This is a genomic window from Nitratireductor luteus, assembly GCF_026162365.1.
Classification (GTDB): domain Bacteria; phylum Pseudomonadota; class Alphaproteobacteria; order Rhizobiales; family Rhizobiaceae; genus Chelativorans; species Chelativorans luteus.
In genome coordinates this window covers 47,686-64,336 of record NZ_JAOANW010000010.1, presented here as the reverse complement: position 1 = coordinate 64,336, position 16,651 = coordinate 47,686, and the positions used below count along the sequence as shown (strand labels likewise).

Below are 16,651 nucleotides of genomic sequence, written 5' to 3'. Positions count from 1 at the left end.
AATCATTTAGTTGTTTTATTGTCAATGGCGTCGACGCCCGCGCAACCGGAAGTAACAGAAAATGACGGCCGGCCATCTTGCCAAGCTGGCCGAACGGATGCATGCGTACTGGCCGGGGGTGCTGTGTACGGGTGTGCTGCACATGAACTACATGGCCTCCATGCCGAGCCGGCAGGCGGATATCAACCCGTCACCGGAAGCGCGGCTCAAGGCGCTTCGGCAATATGGCTCATTCGCACTGGCTTATTCGGCAGCTTTCCAGCCGGGCATGCACCATTTCGGCGATGGCGGGGGGTTTCTTGCCTACAGGATGGTGGGGCGTACGGCCTATGTGCTGGGGGATCCGCTTGGACCGCGCGAGCAATGGCCCGGGCTTATCGACGCCTTTGTTACCGCCAAGCAGGATGTGACGTTCTGGCAGATGTCACGCGACATGGCTTCGCTGCTTGCGCAGCGAGGCTTTTCCGTCAACGAGCTCGGGGTGGAAAGCTGGCTCGATCTTGAGGCATACGATTTCGCGGGCCCAAGGAAGCGCAGCTTCCGCACGGCGACCAACCGCTTTTTTCGCACAGGACATCACGTGGCCGAACTGCCGCCTTCGGCGCTCGATCCAAGCGATCTCCGCGCAATATCACTAGGCTGGCGCCGCACCCGCACGACCAGCAGGCGGGAACTCTCCTTCCTCGTGCGACCGGTCCAACTGGTGGATGAGCCGGAGGTCCGCAAGTTTTTTCTTCTCGACAGTGGCGGCAGACCCGTCGCCTTTGCGTTCTTCGATCCGCTGTACCGTGAAGGCAAACTGACCGGCTATCTGTCGGCTACACGCCGCTGGCTGCCCGATGCCGATCCGCTGGCCGCTTATTTCCTCGTGAGGCGCGCCATCGAAGCCTTCAAGGCGGAAGGCGTGCCTCGCCTCTATCTTGGCCTAATGCCTTTTCACCGTATCGACGAAAAGGACTTCCCCAAGGACTGGCTTACCAAGCGCGCTTTCCGCCTGCTCCATACCAACGCCCTTGCCCAGCGTTTCGTTTATCCCACCCAGTCACTAGCCAGGCACAAGGAAAGCTATGGGGGCGAATGCCGCCAGACCTATTGCGCGATGAATAAGCGGCCGTCGCTCCCGCGTCTTCTGAAGCTGATCCGGGCCTGCGGAATAGTGTGAAACTCATGCGGCTTAAGGCCTGCTTGAGGGCGGCAATGTCGAACCTGGTCATCTTCAGCGTCGCCTCCATGACACCGTTTGAGCGCTCGGGATCGCCCGCCATCATCTGGCCGATACCGGAATAGTTGCTCTGCCAGGAGCGATTGAATTCATACAAGGCAGCGGCATGGCTGCTCCTTGTTGCCGCCGGCGCCCGACTTGCGCCAGCGGCGATTGATGTCTTTCTGGTTGTGGCAAGCTTTCCGGACCGACGATGGTCACCGTACCCGATCACCGGAAAACGGGCTTGGCGGCTTCAAGCTCCGGCTCTTATCGTGTGGCGGGATAAACGGGGCCTTTGCCTATGAAATCGGAAGCGCGTGGCCTTATCTGGTGCTGCACCTTCGTCCTTCTGGATGCGGCCCAGGCGGTTTTTTTCGGCAGTGCTTTCCAGCGGATGGATTCGTTTCTGGTGGGGGCATGCGCGTTCGGCGTGCCGACGGTGCTTGGCCTTGCCTGGCTGGCGGTGTTCGACCGAGGGCAGATCGAGACCGCGTTGGCGAATGGGCGCGATCTCGCGGGCCTCAACCTCACAGCGGCAGGTGCGTGGCTCCTCTATCTGATGGCGATACAGCTCATCGAACCTGCCGTTGCCTTCACGATCTTTTCCGGGGCAATCCCCCTGGCTGCCTTGATGGCGAGACGCTTCGGTTATCCCGAGGCGCCCCGGCTGCGCAATATGGCCGAGGCTTTGGGAACCGCGATCATCTTCCTTGGCCTCGCCGCCCTGTCCTTTTCAACAATGGCCGGCTGGTCGGGGTTCGTACGCGGTGGGCTTGCCGGTGCGGTGTCTGGCGTTGCGCTAGCCGGGGCAGCGGGCATCATGATCTCAGGCATGCTGCTTTACAGTGCCCGGCTGGACAAGGCGGGCGTCCGGCCGATGGCGCAGTTCGGGTTACGGTTTCCGCTCTATACGCTATTAGCCGTCGGCGGGTTTCTTGCAGGTCTGGACGACAAGGGGCCGGTGCCGGCAGGAGATCTCGCCTATGTCTTCCTCGCGGGCTTACTGCTTCTGGCGTTTCCCATATATGCGGTGCAAAAGGCAGTATCGCTGACGTCCACCCTCACCATCGGGACGTTCGCCGCCATCGGCCCGCTGGTGGTATTCCTCATGCAGACATTCGAGGGGCGGGTGGATTATGCGCCGGCAACCCTTACCGGGCTCGGCATCTATTTCCTGGGGGCGATCACCGCCACGATCGGCAGCGTCAGGGCTTCCGCCGCCCGCCGGGCTGGGGCACTTTGCGCTATGCCGGATGGAACGCGGGTTTCCACATTCCCTGTGGATCGATCTACAGCGCCGTGATGCCGCCATCGGCGGCCAGGGCCTGGCCGGTCATGAAGCTGTTGGCGGGGTCGGCGGCGAAAAGGATGATCTCGATCACTTCGTCGATCTCGGCCAAGCGCTTCATTGGGACGCCGCGTGTAAGGCCGGCCTCTGCCTTGCCCGGCCTTGCCGGCGAGAGCTTGAGCATGTCGATCACCATGTCGGTGCGCGAGAAGGAGGGGCAGACCGCGTTGACGCGTATCCCCCTCGTGGCGTATTCCGCCGCCGCTGTACGGGTGAGGCCAAGCACCCCGTGCTTGGCCGCCGAATAAGCAGCCAATCGTGGTGCGCCGACGAGGCCGGCGACCGAGGCTACGTTGACGATCGCGCCCTTGCGTCCCGTCTGCCTGTGCTGGCGCTCCATTGCAGGCAACTGGTGCTTCATCGCGTAAAAGACGCCCATAAGGTCGACATCGATGACACGACGCGCCTCCTCGGAAGGGATCAGGTGAAATTTCACGAATGGCTGGGCAATGCCGGCATTGTTGATGGCGATGTCGATCTGGCCGAAACGCTCCAGTGCCAGCGCGACGAGCTGCTCCGACAGGTTTTCGTCAGTGATATCGCCGGCCAGTGTCGCAGTTTCCGCGTCGAGAGCTGCCGCCATTTTCTCCAGCAGCTGCGCATCGAGGTCCGACAATACGAGATTCGCGCCCTCCGCCGCCAGGCGCAGGGCCATTTCCCCTCCGAAGCCGCCGGTTGCTCCGGTCAGGAGCACCGTCAGACCGTCAAAACGCGCCATCGCAGCGCACCTCTTTTTCTATTATCCCCAAGAGCGAACGAATCGATACCGCCCCATCAAAGCTGTATATCAACAAGAACGCATCAGGCCGGTTCCTGTTTCACGATTCGCCCTGTCCCCTCAGATTGGTCACTATCCACGGTCATAGGTCCGACCAGAAATTTCCGCGATGCGGCCTTAGATTTCCGCCTTTTCGGGGTTCGAGGCGCTGCCGTCAAGCGGGCGTTTGTCGATGTCCCGGCCGATGGACGTCAGCTTTCACCTTCCGCGAGGGGTCATGCCGCACTTTCTCCTCCCCGGTCGGGCATCGCGAGCGTCAGCCAGCGCGCGGTGAGCGCGGGTTTCAGGCTGTTTTCGATCTCGACGGTGACATCGTAATGGACTTCGACGATACCGGAAGGGCGGACCTTGAGGTCGCCCAGCTCGAAGCGGGCCCGCACACGGGCGCCCGACTTGACGGGGTTGAGAAACCTTATGCGGTCAAAGCCGAAATTGACGCCCATCGCGGCACAGTCCAACCGCGGAACGGCCTCGAACACCATGGCTGACAGGAGCGACAGCGACAAAAAACCATGGGCGATGGTGCCGCCATAGGGCGTCTCGCGCGCAGCGCGATCGGGATCTGTGTGGATCCATTGATGATCGTCGGTCGCTGCCGCGAACTGATCGATCATTTCTTGCGACACCAGCCGCCAGTTGGAGACACCGACTTCCTTGCCGATAAGCGCTTTTGCGGCATCTATGGAGATTGTTTCCATGGGTTTGTTTCGACTCCGTTTTCAGAGACTGGGTGCTCAGTCCCTGAACAAGTTCATTCCGTGCTGGGCCGACTGGCCGCCGTCGATCGGCAGGATTGCGCCGGTGATATAGCTGCCCGCCCGCGAGCACAGATACAGGGTCGCTCCTGCTATGTCATCGGGTGAACCGATGCGGCTAAGGGGCACCCGCGCGCCCACCTTGGCGGCTTTTTCCTCCGTCCCGGTGGCAAAGGCGGTCATACGGCTCTGAAACGGGCCCGGCGCGAAAGCGTTGACCGTGATGTTACGCGCGGCGAATTCGTGCGCCAGTATCCGCGTCAGGTGGTGAACGGCGGCCTTGGAGGCGGAATATGAGTAGGCGCCTTCGGCGATGGGCTGCGTGCCCATCACCGAGCCCAGATTGACGATGCGCGCGGGATCGGCGTCGCTTGCGGCCTTGTCCAGCAAGGGCAGCAATTCGCGGGTGAGGTGGAAAAGCCCGGCGACATTGACATTCATCACCCGCGCCCAGGCGTGGTAGGGGAAGCTTTCGATCCGCTCGCCCCAGCTAAGGCCGGCATTGTTGAACAGGATATGCAGCTTGTCCGTGCGGCGGGCGACCTCGGCGGCCAATTTCACCACACCGCTCTCCGACCCGACGTCGCCGGCGAAGCCCTCGGCACTGCCGGGCGCGTCGAGTTCGTTCAAGACGCGGGCTGCCTCATCGCATTCGGTGCCGCGACGCGATACGATCATGACATGGGCGCCAGCATGCACCATGGCGGTCGCCGCCATATGGCCGATCCCCGATGCCCCACCGGTGACGAGAGCCTTTTTTCCGGAGAGGGAAAAGAGATTTTCGAAAAAGTTCATGAAGGCGCTTCCGTTCGCGTCTGATTTCGCCCTTTGGCGAGGTTGACGACAAGGCCAGTCTGTTCACCATTCGCGCATTCGTAAAGGCTGGAAACGCAACCCTCGCGTTGAAAGGCTATTTGCTCGGCAGGGAAGGACCCGGAACGCGGCTGGCCCGACCAGGCAAGCATCCGTTGGTCGCCCGACGATTGCTTTGCCTATATCCCTTTGTTTGCCGCAGATTCTGACCGGAAAATCGTGGGACCTTTTCCGAAACCTGCCTGGGAAGTCGTCGTGGTCAGTGCGAACGTGAAGCGTCCGCGGCGTGGGTCAATTCACGTTCGAGACGGGCTTCCTCCTCCACCTTCGGGGTAATGAAACGCCCCAGAAGCAGGTAAGCCACCGGCGTCAGGTAGAGTGTCGACAGGGCCGAAAGCCCCAGGCCGCCGACGATCACCCAGCCAAGCGCAATGCGTGCCTCGGCCCCGGCACCGCTGGCCAGCACGAGCGGCAGGCCGCCCACTACGGTACAGATCATGGTCATCGCTACCGGACGCAGGCGGATCAGCGAGGCCTGCTCAATGGCTTCGCGCACGCCAAGCCCGCGGTCACGGAGCTGGTTTGCGAACTCGACAATCAGGATGCCGTTCTTGGCCATGATGCCGACGAGGAGCACAAGCCCGATCTGACTGTAGACATTGAGGCTGGTACCCGTGAGGATCAGCGCGAAAACTGCGCAGGCAAGCCCGAGCGGAACCGTTGCCATGATGATGAGAGCGCTGACGAAGCTCTCGAACTGGGCGGCCAGAACAAGCAGGATAATGACGATGGCGAAACCGAAGATCGTGAACATGCTGTTGGCGGTTTCGCCAAGCGAGGCGGCTTCGGCCAGCGGGATGATACGGCTCCCCTCCGGCAGATGCGGCGCGGCGATCTCCTGCGCGACGGCAAGGGCCTCGCCCAGCGCGAAATCGTCGGCGAGTGCGGAGGTGACGGCAACGACACGTGTCTGCTGCTCGCGCGAGAGCGAAGGCGGAACCGCCTGTTCATCGAGCGATGTTATGGTGGCCAGCGGCACGAAACGCCCGTCGCCGGTCTTGACGAAAATGCTCTCCAGGTCGGTCGGGTCGTTGACCGGATTGGTCGTCGACAGGAGCTTTATGTCGATACTCTTGTCGCCGAGGAAAACGGTGCCGATCTTGCGGCCGTCGAGCAGTGCCTGGATGGAGGGGCCGAGACCGTTAATGTCAATGCCGAGATCGGACGCGCGGCGGCGATCGATTTCGACGTGCAGTTGCGGCTGGGTAATGTCCTGGGAGAGGCGAGGCTGCCGGAAGCGCGGATCCTTCTCCATTTCAGCGACGATGTTGGTGGCCGCTTCCGTCAGCCTCTCGTAATTCGAACCGGCCACGGCGAATTGGAGCCCGCTTCCCGAGCCGCGGATGCCGAGGCTGTTCGGCTGGAAGGCGAAGGCGCGAACGCCCGGCACCTGGCGCGCAAGCGCGTTCACTTCGTCCAATATTTCCTGTTGGCTCCGTTCGCGCTCTTCCCATGGCGCAAGGCGAAGAACCAGGAAGCCGCTGTTGGAGCTGCCTCGTCCAATGATGGAGAATGTGCCGCGGATATCGCCGCGCTCGCGCAGCGGCATGAGCAGGGTTTCCACATGACGCATCTGATCGGCGAGATAATCGAGGCTGACGCCCTGCGGAGCGGAGACGCGCATGAAGGCCAGCGAGCGGTCCTCGGTCGGCGTCAGCTCGTTCTTGATCGTTCCGTAGAGGCTGAAGGCGGTGCCGGCGAAGAGCACTGACACGAGCAGGATGATGGCTGGCGCATCGAGGCTGAAGTGGAGCGTGCGGGCATAAAGGTTCGTCAGCTTCCCGCCGAGCCAGCCGAGCGGACTGTTCGGACGGGCATCATGGGTGTCGCCGCTCGCCAGCACGCGCGATGCAATCATGGGGCATAGCGACAGGGCAACGATGGAGGACAGAAAGACCGAGATCGCGAGCACGAAGCCGAATTCGCGGAAGAGCCCGCCCGCCTGACCCGGCAGGAAGGAGAGCGGAACGAACACGGCAACCAGCGTCGCGGTGGTCGCCACGACGGCGAAAAACACTTCCTTGGTTCCCAGAACAGCCGCCGCGCGTGGCCCCATTCCCATGTTGCGCCGCCGTACGATGTTTTCCAGGACAACGATGGCGTCGTCGACGACCAACCCCGTCGCCAGCACCAGGGCCAGCAGCGTCAGGATGTTTATGGAAAAGCCGACGAGATAGATGGCGGCCACGGTGCCGATCAGCGCCACAGGGATAGCGACGCCGGGGATGATCGTCGCGCGGATATCCCTGAGGAAAAGATAGATCACCAGGAGAACGACGGTCACCGAAATGCCCAGGGCGATTTCGACCTCGCTGATCGCTCCCTTGATGAAGGTGGCGTCGTCGCTGGAAACCGAGACCGACATGCCCTCGGGAAGAGTTGGCTGGAGGGCGTCCACCGCCGCGCGCACGCCCTGCGATATGTCGAGCGTATTGGACTGCGCCTGTCGGATGATGCCGAGGCCGATGCCCGGGCTCCCGTTGGCGCGGAGCCGGCTTTCGCCGAGGTCCGGCCCGAGCGTTACGGTGGCGACATCGCCGAGGCGGACATTCCTCGCCAATTGGATGTTCTCGAAATCCTCCGATGTCCGTACCGTGGCCGAGGCGCGAACGATCAGTTCCTGGGTATTGCTGGAGAGCGAGCCGGCGGGCGTGTCGAAGGCGACGTCGGCGAGCGCGGTGCCGATACCGCCAATGGTGAAGCCCTTGCTGGCGAGACGGGTCTGGTCGACATCGACGCGGAATATCTTGTTGCGGTCGCCATAGACCTGCACGTCGGCGACGCCGGGAACGGCGGCCAACTTGTCGACGATCTCGTCGTCGACGAACAAGGTCATGTCCTCGATCGACATGTTTTCGGAGACGACGGCGATACGCATGACGGCATCGGAATTCTCGTCCGCCTTCACCACGGTGGGGGTTTCGGCGTCGTCGGGGAGCTGGTTCTGGATACGGCCGACGGCGTCGCGGATATCCGATGCGGCCGTGTCGAGGTTGACCCTTTCGCTGAATTCCACCGTTACGCGGCTCCTGCCGAATGACGATGAAGAGGAAATGGCGGTCACGCCGGGGACGCGGGCGACCGCGCCTTCGATGAAGGTGGTGATCTCGCGGTCGATGGTCTCGGCCGCCGCTCCGTCGAAGTTTGTGCTGATGGAGATGACGGGACGGTCCACGTCCGGCAGTTCCCGAACCTCGACCCCGTACAGTGCGGCAAGTCCCGCGACGGCGATCAGCATGTTGAAAACGAAAGCCAGAACGGGGCGGCGAACGAACAGCGCCGTGCTTCCCGCTGCGGTATCGGAAATGGTCTCTTTGCTCATCGGATTCGGCGCTCCGTCACGAACCGCGGCCGGCATTGCCGTTGCGGGCTTCGTCGCCGGCGACCATCACCTGCTGGCCGTCGCGAACCGAATGCACGCCCTCCGTGACCACCTGGTCGCCATTGCTGAAGGTGCCGTCGACAAGCACGGTGTCGGCATTGCGTTGGATTATGCGCACGGGTGTCCTTTGGGCGATGCCGTTGCGAACGACCCAGACATAGGCGCCGTCGCTGCCCCATTGGATCGACAAGGGGTCGACGGCCGGGAAACTTTCCCCCTCGAACCGCATCTCCACCTGAAAGGCCATGCCGGAACGCAATATGTCGCCGGGATTCTCGATCAGACCCTGGATGCGCAATGTGCGGCTGGTGCTGTCCACCTGATTGTCGATGGCCTGAACCTTGCCCTGGTAACGCTCGCCGGGCCGGGCGACCGATTCGGCAACAAGCGGTGCGCCCACGGTGATGGCTTGGGCATATTTCTCGGGCACCCAGAAGTCCACCAAAAGCTGCGAACGGTCATCGAGCATGGCGATGTCCGTCGAGGAGGTAACATAGTCACCCAAAGACACGGGCAGGATACCCACCATGCCCCCAATGGGAGCTACTATCTGTCGTCTTTCGAGCGCCAACTGCGCATCGCGCAATGCCAGCGCCGCGTTGCGCACCTGAAGCTCCGCTTCGGTCTGCTGGACCGCGGTCACAGTGTTGGAGGACCGAAGGGCATTGATGCGCTCAAGCCGGTTCTGGGCGTCGTCGAGGGCAAGCTGGGCTCGATCCAGTGCGATTTCCTCAGCCTCGGCATCCAGCCGCGCGATCACCGCGCCAGCCTCTGCCGGCTCGCCTGGCCTGGCTAGAATTTCCACGAGGCGGCCGGAAGTATAAGGCCGCACCGCGACCGAATGGAGCGCCTTGCCGGTACCGATCGCGGTAAGACGGTCGTTGATCGTGGCATTGGTAACGGGTCTCGCGATGACCGCGCTTCCCGTTCCGCCTGATCCGCTGCGCCGTGCACCATCGCTGCGCGTTGCGCCATCGTCGGAAACCGCCGCCTCGGCCGGTGCCCGACCCAGCCCCCATCCGGCCACGATTTCCGTCGCGCCCGGTACGAAACGGTACCAGACGGCGGCGGCGGCAACCACTATGAGGAGCCCCAAGAGGAGCTGTTTCCACCACGACATGCAAATCTCCGGCTCAACAATTATGCGGCAGGGGTAAGGTTATGCCCAGCCCGGACCAATTGTTGCCGCCTGCGCTCGTGTTAGTACGCCGAAATGGCGGCAGAATTCAGCAAGAATATCATTAAATTGCTGTAATGGTTGGAACCGGCGCCGTGCTGGAGCGTCTTCCGAGATGCAGGTCATGTTTTGCCTGTAGGGTTCCATTGGCCCTGAAGCTTCGTGCTCCATTCGGACGCGCAAAGGAGGCTCGAGCTTTTGAATCTGTGCATCGTGCTTTCCGAAAATGGATTCCGGTTTCGGCCTGTATTGTAGGCGACATGTTCGGGAGATTGGCGATGAGCTGGGATTTCGAGAAGGCCCGCCGGAGGATGGTGGAACGTGACCTCATCGGGCGCGGCATTGGCAATGAAACGGTGCTGGCGGCGATGGGGAAGGTGGCCCGTCACGATTTTGTGCCGGAGGACATGCAGACTTCGGCCTATGAAGACGCCCCGCTGCCCATCGGCGAAGGCCAGACCATCTCCCAACCCTATGTGGTGGCCTACATGATCGAGGCTTCGGGCCTGGCTCCGGGCGAGCGCGCCCTCGAGATCGGGACGGGCTCGGGCTACGCGGCTGCGGTGATGTGTGAAATCGCCGATGAGGTCTATACGGTCGAGCGCCATAAGCCGCTCGCCGATGCCGCCCGCGCAAGGCTTCAACGGCTGGGCCACGAGAACGTCCATGTCGTGCATGGCGACGGGACGCTGGGTCTTCCGGAAAAGGCGCCCTTCGACGTGATCATCGCGTCGGCGGGCGGGCCGGACGTTCCGCCCGCCTGGAAAGAGCAGCTTAGGCCGGGCGGGCGGTTGATCATGCCCGTCGGCACACGGATGGATCAGAGACTTGTCCGTGTTATGCTCGACGAGCATGGCAATACCAGCGAAGAAAACCTGTGCGCCGTCCGTTTTGTCGCGCTGGTAGGCAGTGCGGGCTGGCGCAACGAATAGGATAGCCGGAGGCCAACCTACCTGCCGGCCTTTTCCCTCTGTTCGGCCAAACGGGCCCGCGCTGCCCGGAGTATAAGTTGAAACTCCATCATCATCGCCCCTTCAATGGCAAGGCCATCGGTGGGAACGGCGCCGGGGTCTTCCTGATGGTCCTCCAGTTCGGCGCGCTCTTCCATGGCTGCCCATAGCGCATCTGCATCGTCATTCCCTTTGTCAGCAAGCCAGGCGAGAATGAGGGCCAATGTTTCCCTTTGGGCGTGAAGGGCGCCTTCCAGTTCCTCGACGGTCATTTGCGACATGCGGCTCGTCCTCGATCAGGTAGTCGGTGGAAGGCTACTGGCCGCCGTCTGCTTCGACGGACTGGCGGCGCGCCTGACCGACCGCGGTGGCAATGCCGCTGAATGCGGCGTGCTCGACTTCGTCAGCTCGCCGATTGGCCTCACGCAGGAATCGTAAAGGAAACAGTGCCGCTTCCACGTTGGCGGCGGACACGGCGGCGGGACGCAACTTGTCATCCTTGAGGGCGCGTTCGGCTTCCCCCATGACGCCGTCGATCTGGTCGGCGGTCGCAAGGCCCTGTTCGCGCATCAGGCGGCATAGCGCCGCCATGGCCATAAGAACGCCTTCCAACTGCAGATTCGCGGTGTTCATTTTCATCCTCCCGGATTGGCATCCGTGAGTGAGTATAGCAGATTATGCCGCCCCAGTTCACGGGCATCCATGATGTTGCGTTATCCCCGACCGCGGTAGGGCGGCACGCCCTGCTCGGGGATCCAGAGCGAGGCCGGGGCCGGTCCGGTTTGCCAGAATACATCGATGGGAATGCCGCCGCGCGGATACCAATATCCGCCGATCCGCAGCCATTCGGGTTCCAGCAGGTCTGTCAGCCGCCTGCCGATGGAGACGGTGCAATCCTCGTGGAAGGCGCCGTGGTTGCGGAACGCGCCGAGGTAGAGCTTCAGGGACTTGCTTTCCACCAGCCAATGGCCCGGCACATAGTCGATCACCAGATGCGCGAAATCCGGCTGGCCCGTCATGGGGCAGAGCGAGGTGAATTCGGGTGCGGTGAAGCGCACGCAATACGGGCTATCGGCTTGCGGGTTCGGCACGCGCTCAAGCTTGGCCTCTTCGGGCGACGCGGGCAAAGGGCTGGCCGAGCCGAGCTGGGTCAGGTGTCCGTAGAGGTCGGTTTTTTCCGTCATTTTATTCCTATCCCGCGAGTCTGGAGCCACTCTGTGACGAAGGTTGGGCTGGCATGGATGTCGATCATCTCCAGCCGCTCCGGCCCCATGTTCTCGAAGCGGTGGGGAGCGCCTGCCGGTGCCACGAGTATGTCACCCTCCGTGGCAATGATGACGTCGTCGCCTATAATGAACCGCACCCTACCCTTCCTGACGATGAAGGTCTCAGCGTAAGGGTGGCTGTGCAGGGCCGGGCCGTAGCCGATCGTATCGGTTTCGTTGAAGATGATCGACACGCCGCTTCCCGTGCCAGGCTGCTGCCATTCGCCGTGCCAACGATCCGGGTCGTTCCGCCACGCAGAGTCGGTGGAATGCTTACCCATGGGACCCAACCCAGTTTATCGCAAGATTGCCCGTATCTGGCCGGCATAGGGCGCTGAATGTCAATGACGAAGGGCACTGCCAATCCGGCCCGGCGAAACCCGGCGGCCACTGTACAGGCTGGTTCGGAACGCTTGATGTGGATGGTGGGCGTGACAGGGATTGAACCTGTGACCCCTTCGATGTCAACGAAGTGCTCTCCCGCTGAGCTACACGCCCATCCGACGCGGCGCATAGACCACATAAATGGCGGCTGCGTCAATAGGTTTGGTGCGGGCTTTTGGCGACCGGGAAACTGGCCCGCTTCAGGCTCGGAAAAATGCGTGGAAGAGCCCCGCTTCAGGCGGCCTGAAGGAGCTTTTCCACTTCGTTCACGAGATCGCGGAGATGGAAAGGTTTCGACAGAACCTTTGCGTCGCGCGGCGCGTTGGAATCGGGATTGAGCGCCACGGCGGCGAAGCCGGTGATGAACATGACCTTGAGGTCGGGGTCGATCTCGGTCGCGCGGCGGGCCAATTCGATCCCGTCCATCTCCGGCATGACGATATCCGTCAGGAGCAGGGAGAAGGGCTCCTCGCGCAACCGGGCATAGGCTCCGGCGCCGTTGTCGAAATCGACGACCTCGTAGCCGGCGCGCTCTAGCGCCTTGACGAGGAAACGCCGCATATCTTCATCGTCTTCTGCAAGGAGAATTCGTGCCATCATGCCTACCGAACGAAACCGGGCCGACCTTTGCGGCAGCCCCGAAGTGTCTTCGTATATGATTCGGACAGGGTAAATATCAAGTGAATGAGACTTCTTGCCGCCGCTAGCCTGCTGCGGGCACTGGACAGGGATTGGACGCGGTGGCAGGCTTGTCAAAGGGAGAAATAAACATGGACGATATGTGGGGTTGATGGGCTTGAGATGAGCGCGGTTGACGATTTTTCCGACGTTCCCGCATTCGAGATTCGCTCTGCGGGTGAGCAGCGCTCTCCTTTCCTGTTCAATTCGCCGCATAGCGGCCGGTACTATCCCTCGCGTTTCCTCAATATGAGCCGTCTCGACGCGGCGGCGATCCGGCGTTCCGAGGATTGCTATGTCGACGAACTCTTCAACGCGGCCTCGGCCTTCGGCGCGCCGCTTCTCGTGGCCAATTTTCCGCGCGCCTATCTGGATGTGAATCGCGAGCCGTGGGAGCTCGACCCGCGCATGTTCAACGAGCCTCTGCCCTCGTTCGCCAATATGCGCTCGCCGCGGGTGGCGGGCGGTCTCGGCACGATTCCAAAGCTCGTCGGCGAGGGGCAGGATATCTATGGGTGCCGGCTGCCGCTTTCCGAGGCGCTAATGCGCATTGATACGATCTACAGGCCCTATCACGCCTGCCTTGCCGAAATGCTTGGCCGAACACGGGCGCGGTTCGGCTATGCCGTGCTGATCGACTGTCACTCCATGCCGGCCAATATCCGGGTGGGCGAGGCGGGGATGCGACCGGATTTCATCATCGGTGACCGCTTCGGCGCGTCCGCAACGCCGGGCCTGACCGAATATGCCATCGGCCTGCTTTCGGCCAAGGGATACAAGGTCGTTCACAACAAGCCCTATGCCGGCGGCTTCATCACGGAGCACTACGGGCGACCGGCGGAACAGCTCCATGCCCTACAGATCGAAATCAATCGCGGGCTCTATCTCAACGAACGCACGTTCGAGCGGACGGAAGGCTTTGCCCGCCTGTCCGTCGACATTCGGGAATTCGTGCGCGACCTGATGATGATTCCGGACCAGTATTTCGTCTCGCCGCTTGCGGCGGAATGAGCGCGGCGGAAGCAGGCGCGTTCCCAGATAAAAAGAGACCGCATCGTTTACACGACACGGTCATAAGTCTAGGGAGGAAACGCCCAAAGTGGGCAGGACGGCAAGCCATCCGAATCAAAGTTTATGCTGCGCTGCACAAATGTCAAGGGCGGCGGCCTCTTTTGGTTGTATTTTCACAAAGCCACGGGTGCGCCGGTTGTAGAATGGATAGGGAATGAGCCCGACGCCGGATTTCATGCGCCGCATTGCTGCCGCGGCGGCGGCGGAGACGCTGCCGCGTTTTCGCAATGGCGGCTCAATCGACAACAAGCTCGCTGCCGGTTTCGATCCCGTCACGGAAGCCGACAAGGCGGCCGAGAGGGCCATAAGGACGCTGATTCGGGAAGAATTTCCCGAACACGGCATCATCGGGGAGGAATTCGGGGCTGAAAACGCCGACCACAGCCATGTGTGGGTCATCGATCCCATCGACGGCACTCGCGCATTCATTTCGGGCCTGCCGCTGTGGGGCACCCTTGTCGGCCTGACGGTCGAGGGCAAGGCCGTTGCCGGACTGATGTCGCAGCCTTTCACGGGAGAGCTCTATTTCGCGGATGGCGAGGGTGCCTTCTACGAGGGGCCCGGCGGAAACCGGGGGCTCGCCACGCGGGCGACCACGGCACTTGGCGAGGCGACGCTTTGCACCACGACGCCAGCTCTGTTCCACGGGCCGCGCCGGGCACTTTACGACCGGGTCGAGCAGGCGGTGAAGCTGCCGCGCTACGGCACGGATTGCTACGCCTATGCGATGGTCGCGGCCGGTCATGTCGACCTGGTTGTCGAATGCGATCTCCAACCCTACGACATCGTGGGGCTGATCCCCATCATCGAGAAGGCCGGCGGCGTGATCACGAGATGGGACGGGGCGGCAGCCGAACAGGGCGGCGATATTGTTGCCGCTGCCACGCCCGAACTGCATTCCCAGGCTATGGATCTGCTACGTTAGCGATAAGGGGCGGTTCTCTGCGGCACCCGCGCCCAGTATGTAGGTCGTGGCGGCGGCGAGCACCTGTTCGCGGTAGAAATCGTCTTCCTGCAACAGCTCATGTCTGGCTCCATCGACCGTCAGCGCGGAAGCGCTGCGCAGCCCGCGCGCATAACGCTCGATCGCCGATGTGGACACGACGCTATCCGTGCCGGCGGCCAGGAAGAGGATCGGGACGCGGATCGCGGCCATGAAATCGGGATCGCGCACGCGATCCGAGGCAACGCACGCGGCATGAACCCAGGCGGCAGTGGGACCGCCCATGGCAAGATCGGGATGCCGGGCGACAATCGCCTGATTGCGTGCAAAGCGCTGGCGATCGCTTGACAGCCTGTTGCCATCGAAGGGCAACGGGCCGCCGCGTCGTCGGCCGCCGGGGGCGTAAAGGCTGCCCAGCCCCATTACGTAGAAAAGACCAGTTACTCGTCGCATCGCCGGCATGGAGAGCGGTGCGGAAAAATCCAGCGGCGGGGCCAGAAGGATCATGCGTCTCACCCGGTTGACGAGTTCCTGCGCGGCCAGCAGCGCGATCAACGCTCCCATCGAATGGGCCATCAAATGAAACGGGGGGCGGCAATCCGGCAGCACGATCTCGGTAAAGAACTGATCGAGGTCGGCCACATAATCGTCGAAGCGTTCTATATGTCCCTTGCGGGGATCCTTGAGCAACCGCCCGGAGCCGCCCTGCCCGCGCCAGTCGAGCATCGCACAGGCAAAACCGCGTTTGGCGAGATCGCCTATGGTTTCGAAATATTTTTCGATGCTTTCGTTGCGGCCCGGCAGCAGGACAATGGTGCCGTTTAGGGCGGCGTTGGGGAACAGGCCATAACGGATATCAAGCCCGTCCGCAGCTTTCATTATCCCGGCTTTGGCACCGGTGGGAGCGGGATTTTCCGGTACCTGGCGAAAGAACTCAGTCATCGCGGCCGACACTAGTTGCAATCCCATCGTGATAAAGAGCGGGCCGGATAAAAGCAAAAGCTTTCAAAGGCGAAAGCGGCTTGCCAAGGGCATGCCGGAGGCGGCGGGGCCGCCCCCGGCCTTTGCCGGAGCGCTTGGAAGGGACGATGCAAACGCTCCGAACAACCAATGACGACGACCTTAACAGGGCGATCTGAACGCAGGCCGAAAGCCTCGTTCAGCTGTCGTTCATCTGCATTGTCGGGCCAGGTCTTGAAGCCGTCAGAATGAGTTCCCAAATTTGCTGTGCAGCCGCCGGAACGGGGCTGTTGGTCTCCTGGAAACGCCGTCAACGGGTTTCGACCGAGATCAGAACGCAAATGTTGCTCAAATGGAGGACAGACCCATGCGTCATGTCGATTTTTCCCCGCTTTACCGTTCGACGGTCGGCTTCGACCGTCTTTTCAGCATGCTCGATTCGCTTGCCCAGCCCGACAATGGGCAGACCTATCCGCCCTACAATATCGAGCGTACGGGTGACGACGCCTATCGCATCTCGATGGCCGTCGCCGGCTTCTCCGAGGATGACATCTCGGTTGAGGCTCATCGCAATCTGCTTACGATCAAGGGCGAGAAGAGCGAGGAGCAGGAGAACGAAGGCGCCGAACTGCTCTATCGCGGCATCGCGGGCCGGAGCTTCGAGCGCCGCTTCCAACTGGCCGATCATGTCGAGGTCAAGGGCGCCGCGCTGAAGAACGGCCTTCTGTATATCGATCTCGTACGTAGCGTGCCCGAGGAGATGAAGCCGCGCCAGATACCGATCTCGAGCGCCACCAAAGACGCTGGCAAGCAGATCGAGGCTTAGACAGCGGCCTGACGGGAAGCGTTCCCAAGGCTTGTCAATGAAAAGTGGCGGCGCAAC

Annotated in this window: 17 protein-coding genes and 1 tRNA gene; 6 read left to right on the top strand and 12 right to left on the bottom strand. The window is 62.0% G+C overall.

Features of this window, described 5'->3' with window-relative positions; genetic code table 11:
• Positions 1-61: 61 nt before the first annotated feature.
• A complete protein-coding gene (locus N1058_RS15820; protein ID WP_265518574.1) occupies positions 62-1,162 on the top strand; it encodes a DUF2156 domain-containing protein in 1,101 nt (366 codons plus the stop codon).
• Positions 1,163-1,505: 343 nt separating this feature from the next.
• Positions 1,506-2,507, top strand: coding sequence for a hypothetical protein (locus N1058_RS15815; RefSeq protein WP_265518573.1), 1,002 nt, complete (start codon positions 1,506-1,508; stop codon positions 2,505-2,507).
• Here the strand turns inward: N1058_RS15815 and N1058_RS15810 are convergent.
• From N1058_RS15810 to N1058_RS15790, 5 genes are all read right to left on the bottom strand, one after another.
• Complete coding sequence (locus tag N1058_RS15810; RefSeq protein ID WP_265518572.1) at positions 2,494-3,270, bottom strand: SDR family NAD(P)-dependent oxidoreductase; 777 nt, start codon at positions 3,268-3,270, stop codon at positions 2,494-2,496. The two genes, N1058_RS15815 and N1058_RS15810, sit on opposite strands and share 14 nt — an antisense overlap.
• Positions 3,271-3,545: 275 nt before the next feature.
• Positions 3,546-4,028, bottom strand: a complete 483-nt coding sequence (locus N1058_RS15805; RefSeq protein WP_265518571.1) for a MaoC family dehydratase — start codon at positions 4,026-4,028, stop codon at positions 3,546-3,548.
• A 36-nt stretch (positions 4,029-4,064) separates the two neighbouring features.
• Positions 4,065-4,880 (bottom strand): SDR family oxidoreductase, encoded by an 816-nt coding sequence (locus N1058_RS15800; RefSeq protein WP_265518570.1) that lies wholly within the window; start codon positions 4,878-4,880, stop codon positions 4,065-4,067.
• 277 nt (positions 4,881-5,157) lie between these two features.
• Positions 5,158-8,280 (bottom strand): efflux RND transporter permease subunit, encoded by a 3,123-nt coding sequence (locus N1058_RS15795; protein WP_265518569.1) that lies wholly within the window; start codon positions 8,278-8,280, stop codon positions 5,158-5,160.
• Positions 8,281-8,296: 16 nt separating this feature from the next.
• Positions 8,297-9,460 (bottom strand): efflux RND transporter periplasmic adaptor subunit, encoded by a 1,164-nt coding sequence (locus tag N1058_RS15790; protein ID WP_265518568.1) that lies wholly within the window; start codon positions 9,458-9,460, stop codon positions 8,297-8,299.
• A gap of 335 nt (positions 9,461-9,795) precedes the next feature.
• On the opposite strand from N1058_RS15790, the gene N1058_RS15785 reads away from it, so the two are divergent.
• The gene (locus N1058_RS15785) at positions 9,796-10,449 is read left to right on the top strand and encodes a protein-L-isoaspartate(D-aspartate) O-methyltransferase (RefSeq protein WP_265518567.1); all 654 of its coding nucleotides are present in this window, start codon (positions 9,796-9,798) and stop codon (positions 10,447-10,449) included.
• A gap of 17 nt (positions 10,450-10,466) precedes the next feature.
• Here the strand turns inward: N1058_RS15785 and N1058_RS15780 are convergent, their stop codons facing one another.
• The 6 genes from N1058_RS15780 to cpdR form a co-directional block, all read right to left on the bottom strand.
• A complete protein-coding gene (locus N1058_RS15780; RefSeq protein WP_265518566.1) occupies positions 10,467-10,748 on the bottom strand; it encodes a hypothetical protein in 282 nt (93 codons plus the stop codon).
• A gap of 34 nt (positions 10,749-10,782) precedes the next feature.
• On the bottom strand, positions 10,783-11,100 hold the full coding sequence (locus N1058_RS15775) for a hypothetical protein (protein ID WP_265518565.1): 318 nt from the start codon (positions 11,098-11,100) through the stop codon (positions 10,783-10,785).
• A gap of 80 nt (positions 11,101-11,180) precedes the next feature.
• Entirely contained in the window at positions 11,181-11,651 is a 471-nt protein-coding gene (gene queF / locus N1058_RS15770; protein WP_265518564.1) for a preQ(1) synthase, read from the bottom strand.
• On the bottom strand, positions 11,648-12,013 hold the full coding sequence (locus N1058_RS15765; protein ID WP_265518563.1) for a cupin domain-containing protein: 366 nt from the start codon (positions 12,011-12,013) through the stop codon (positions 11,648-11,650). The genes queF and N1058_RS15765 overlap by 4 nt, the downstream gene beginning before the upstream one ends.
• 142 nt (positions 12,014-12,155) lie before the next feature.
• Positions 12,156-12,230 (bottom strand) — tRNA-Val (locus N1058_RS15760).
• Positions 12,231-12,350: 120 nt separating this feature from the next.
• Positions 12,351-12,713: a cell cycle two-component system response regulator CpdR gene (gene cpdR / locus N1058_RS15755; RefSeq protein WP_265518562.1), complete on the bottom strand. Its 363-nt coding sequence runs from the start codon at positions 12,711-12,713 to the stop codon at positions 12,351-12,353.
• A gap of 204 nt (positions 12,714-12,917) precedes the next feature.
• On the opposite strand from cpdR, the gene N1058_RS15750 reads away from it, so the two are divergent.
• Both N1058_RS15750 and hisN read left to right on the top strand, forming a co-directional pair.
• Complete coding sequence (locus N1058_RS15750; protein ID WP_265518561.1) at positions 12,918-13,805, top strand: N-formylglutamate amidohydrolase; 888 nt, start codon at positions 12,918-12,920, stop codon at positions 13,803-13,805.
• 214 nt (positions 13,806-14,019) lie between these two features.
• Positions 14,020-14,790 carry a histidinol-phosphatase gene (gene hisN / locus N1058_RS15745; RefSeq protein WP_265518560.1) on the top strand — a complete coding sequence of 257 codons (771 nt, stop codon included), beginning with the start codon at positions 14,020-14,022 and terminating at the stop codon, positions 14,788-14,790.
• On the opposite strand, the gene N1058_RS15740 is transcribed toward hisN, so the two are convergent.
• Positions 14,782-15,687, bottom strand: coding sequence for an alpha/beta fold hydrolase (locus N1058_RS15740; protein WP_338040691.1), 906 nt, complete (start codon positions 15,685-15,687; stop codon positions 14,782-14,784). The genes hisN and N1058_RS15740 overlap by 9 nt on opposite strands.
• A 448-nt stretch (positions 15,688-16,135) precedes the next feature.
• Here N1058_RS15740 and N1058_RS15735 point away from each other — a divergent pair, with 448 nt between their 5' ends.
• A complete protein-coding gene (locus N1058_RS15735) occupies positions 16,136-16,594 on the top strand; it encodes an Hsp20 family protein (protein WP_265518558.1) in 459 nt (152 codons plus the stop codon).
• The last annotated feature ends 57 nt before the right edge of the window (positions 16,595-16,651 follow it).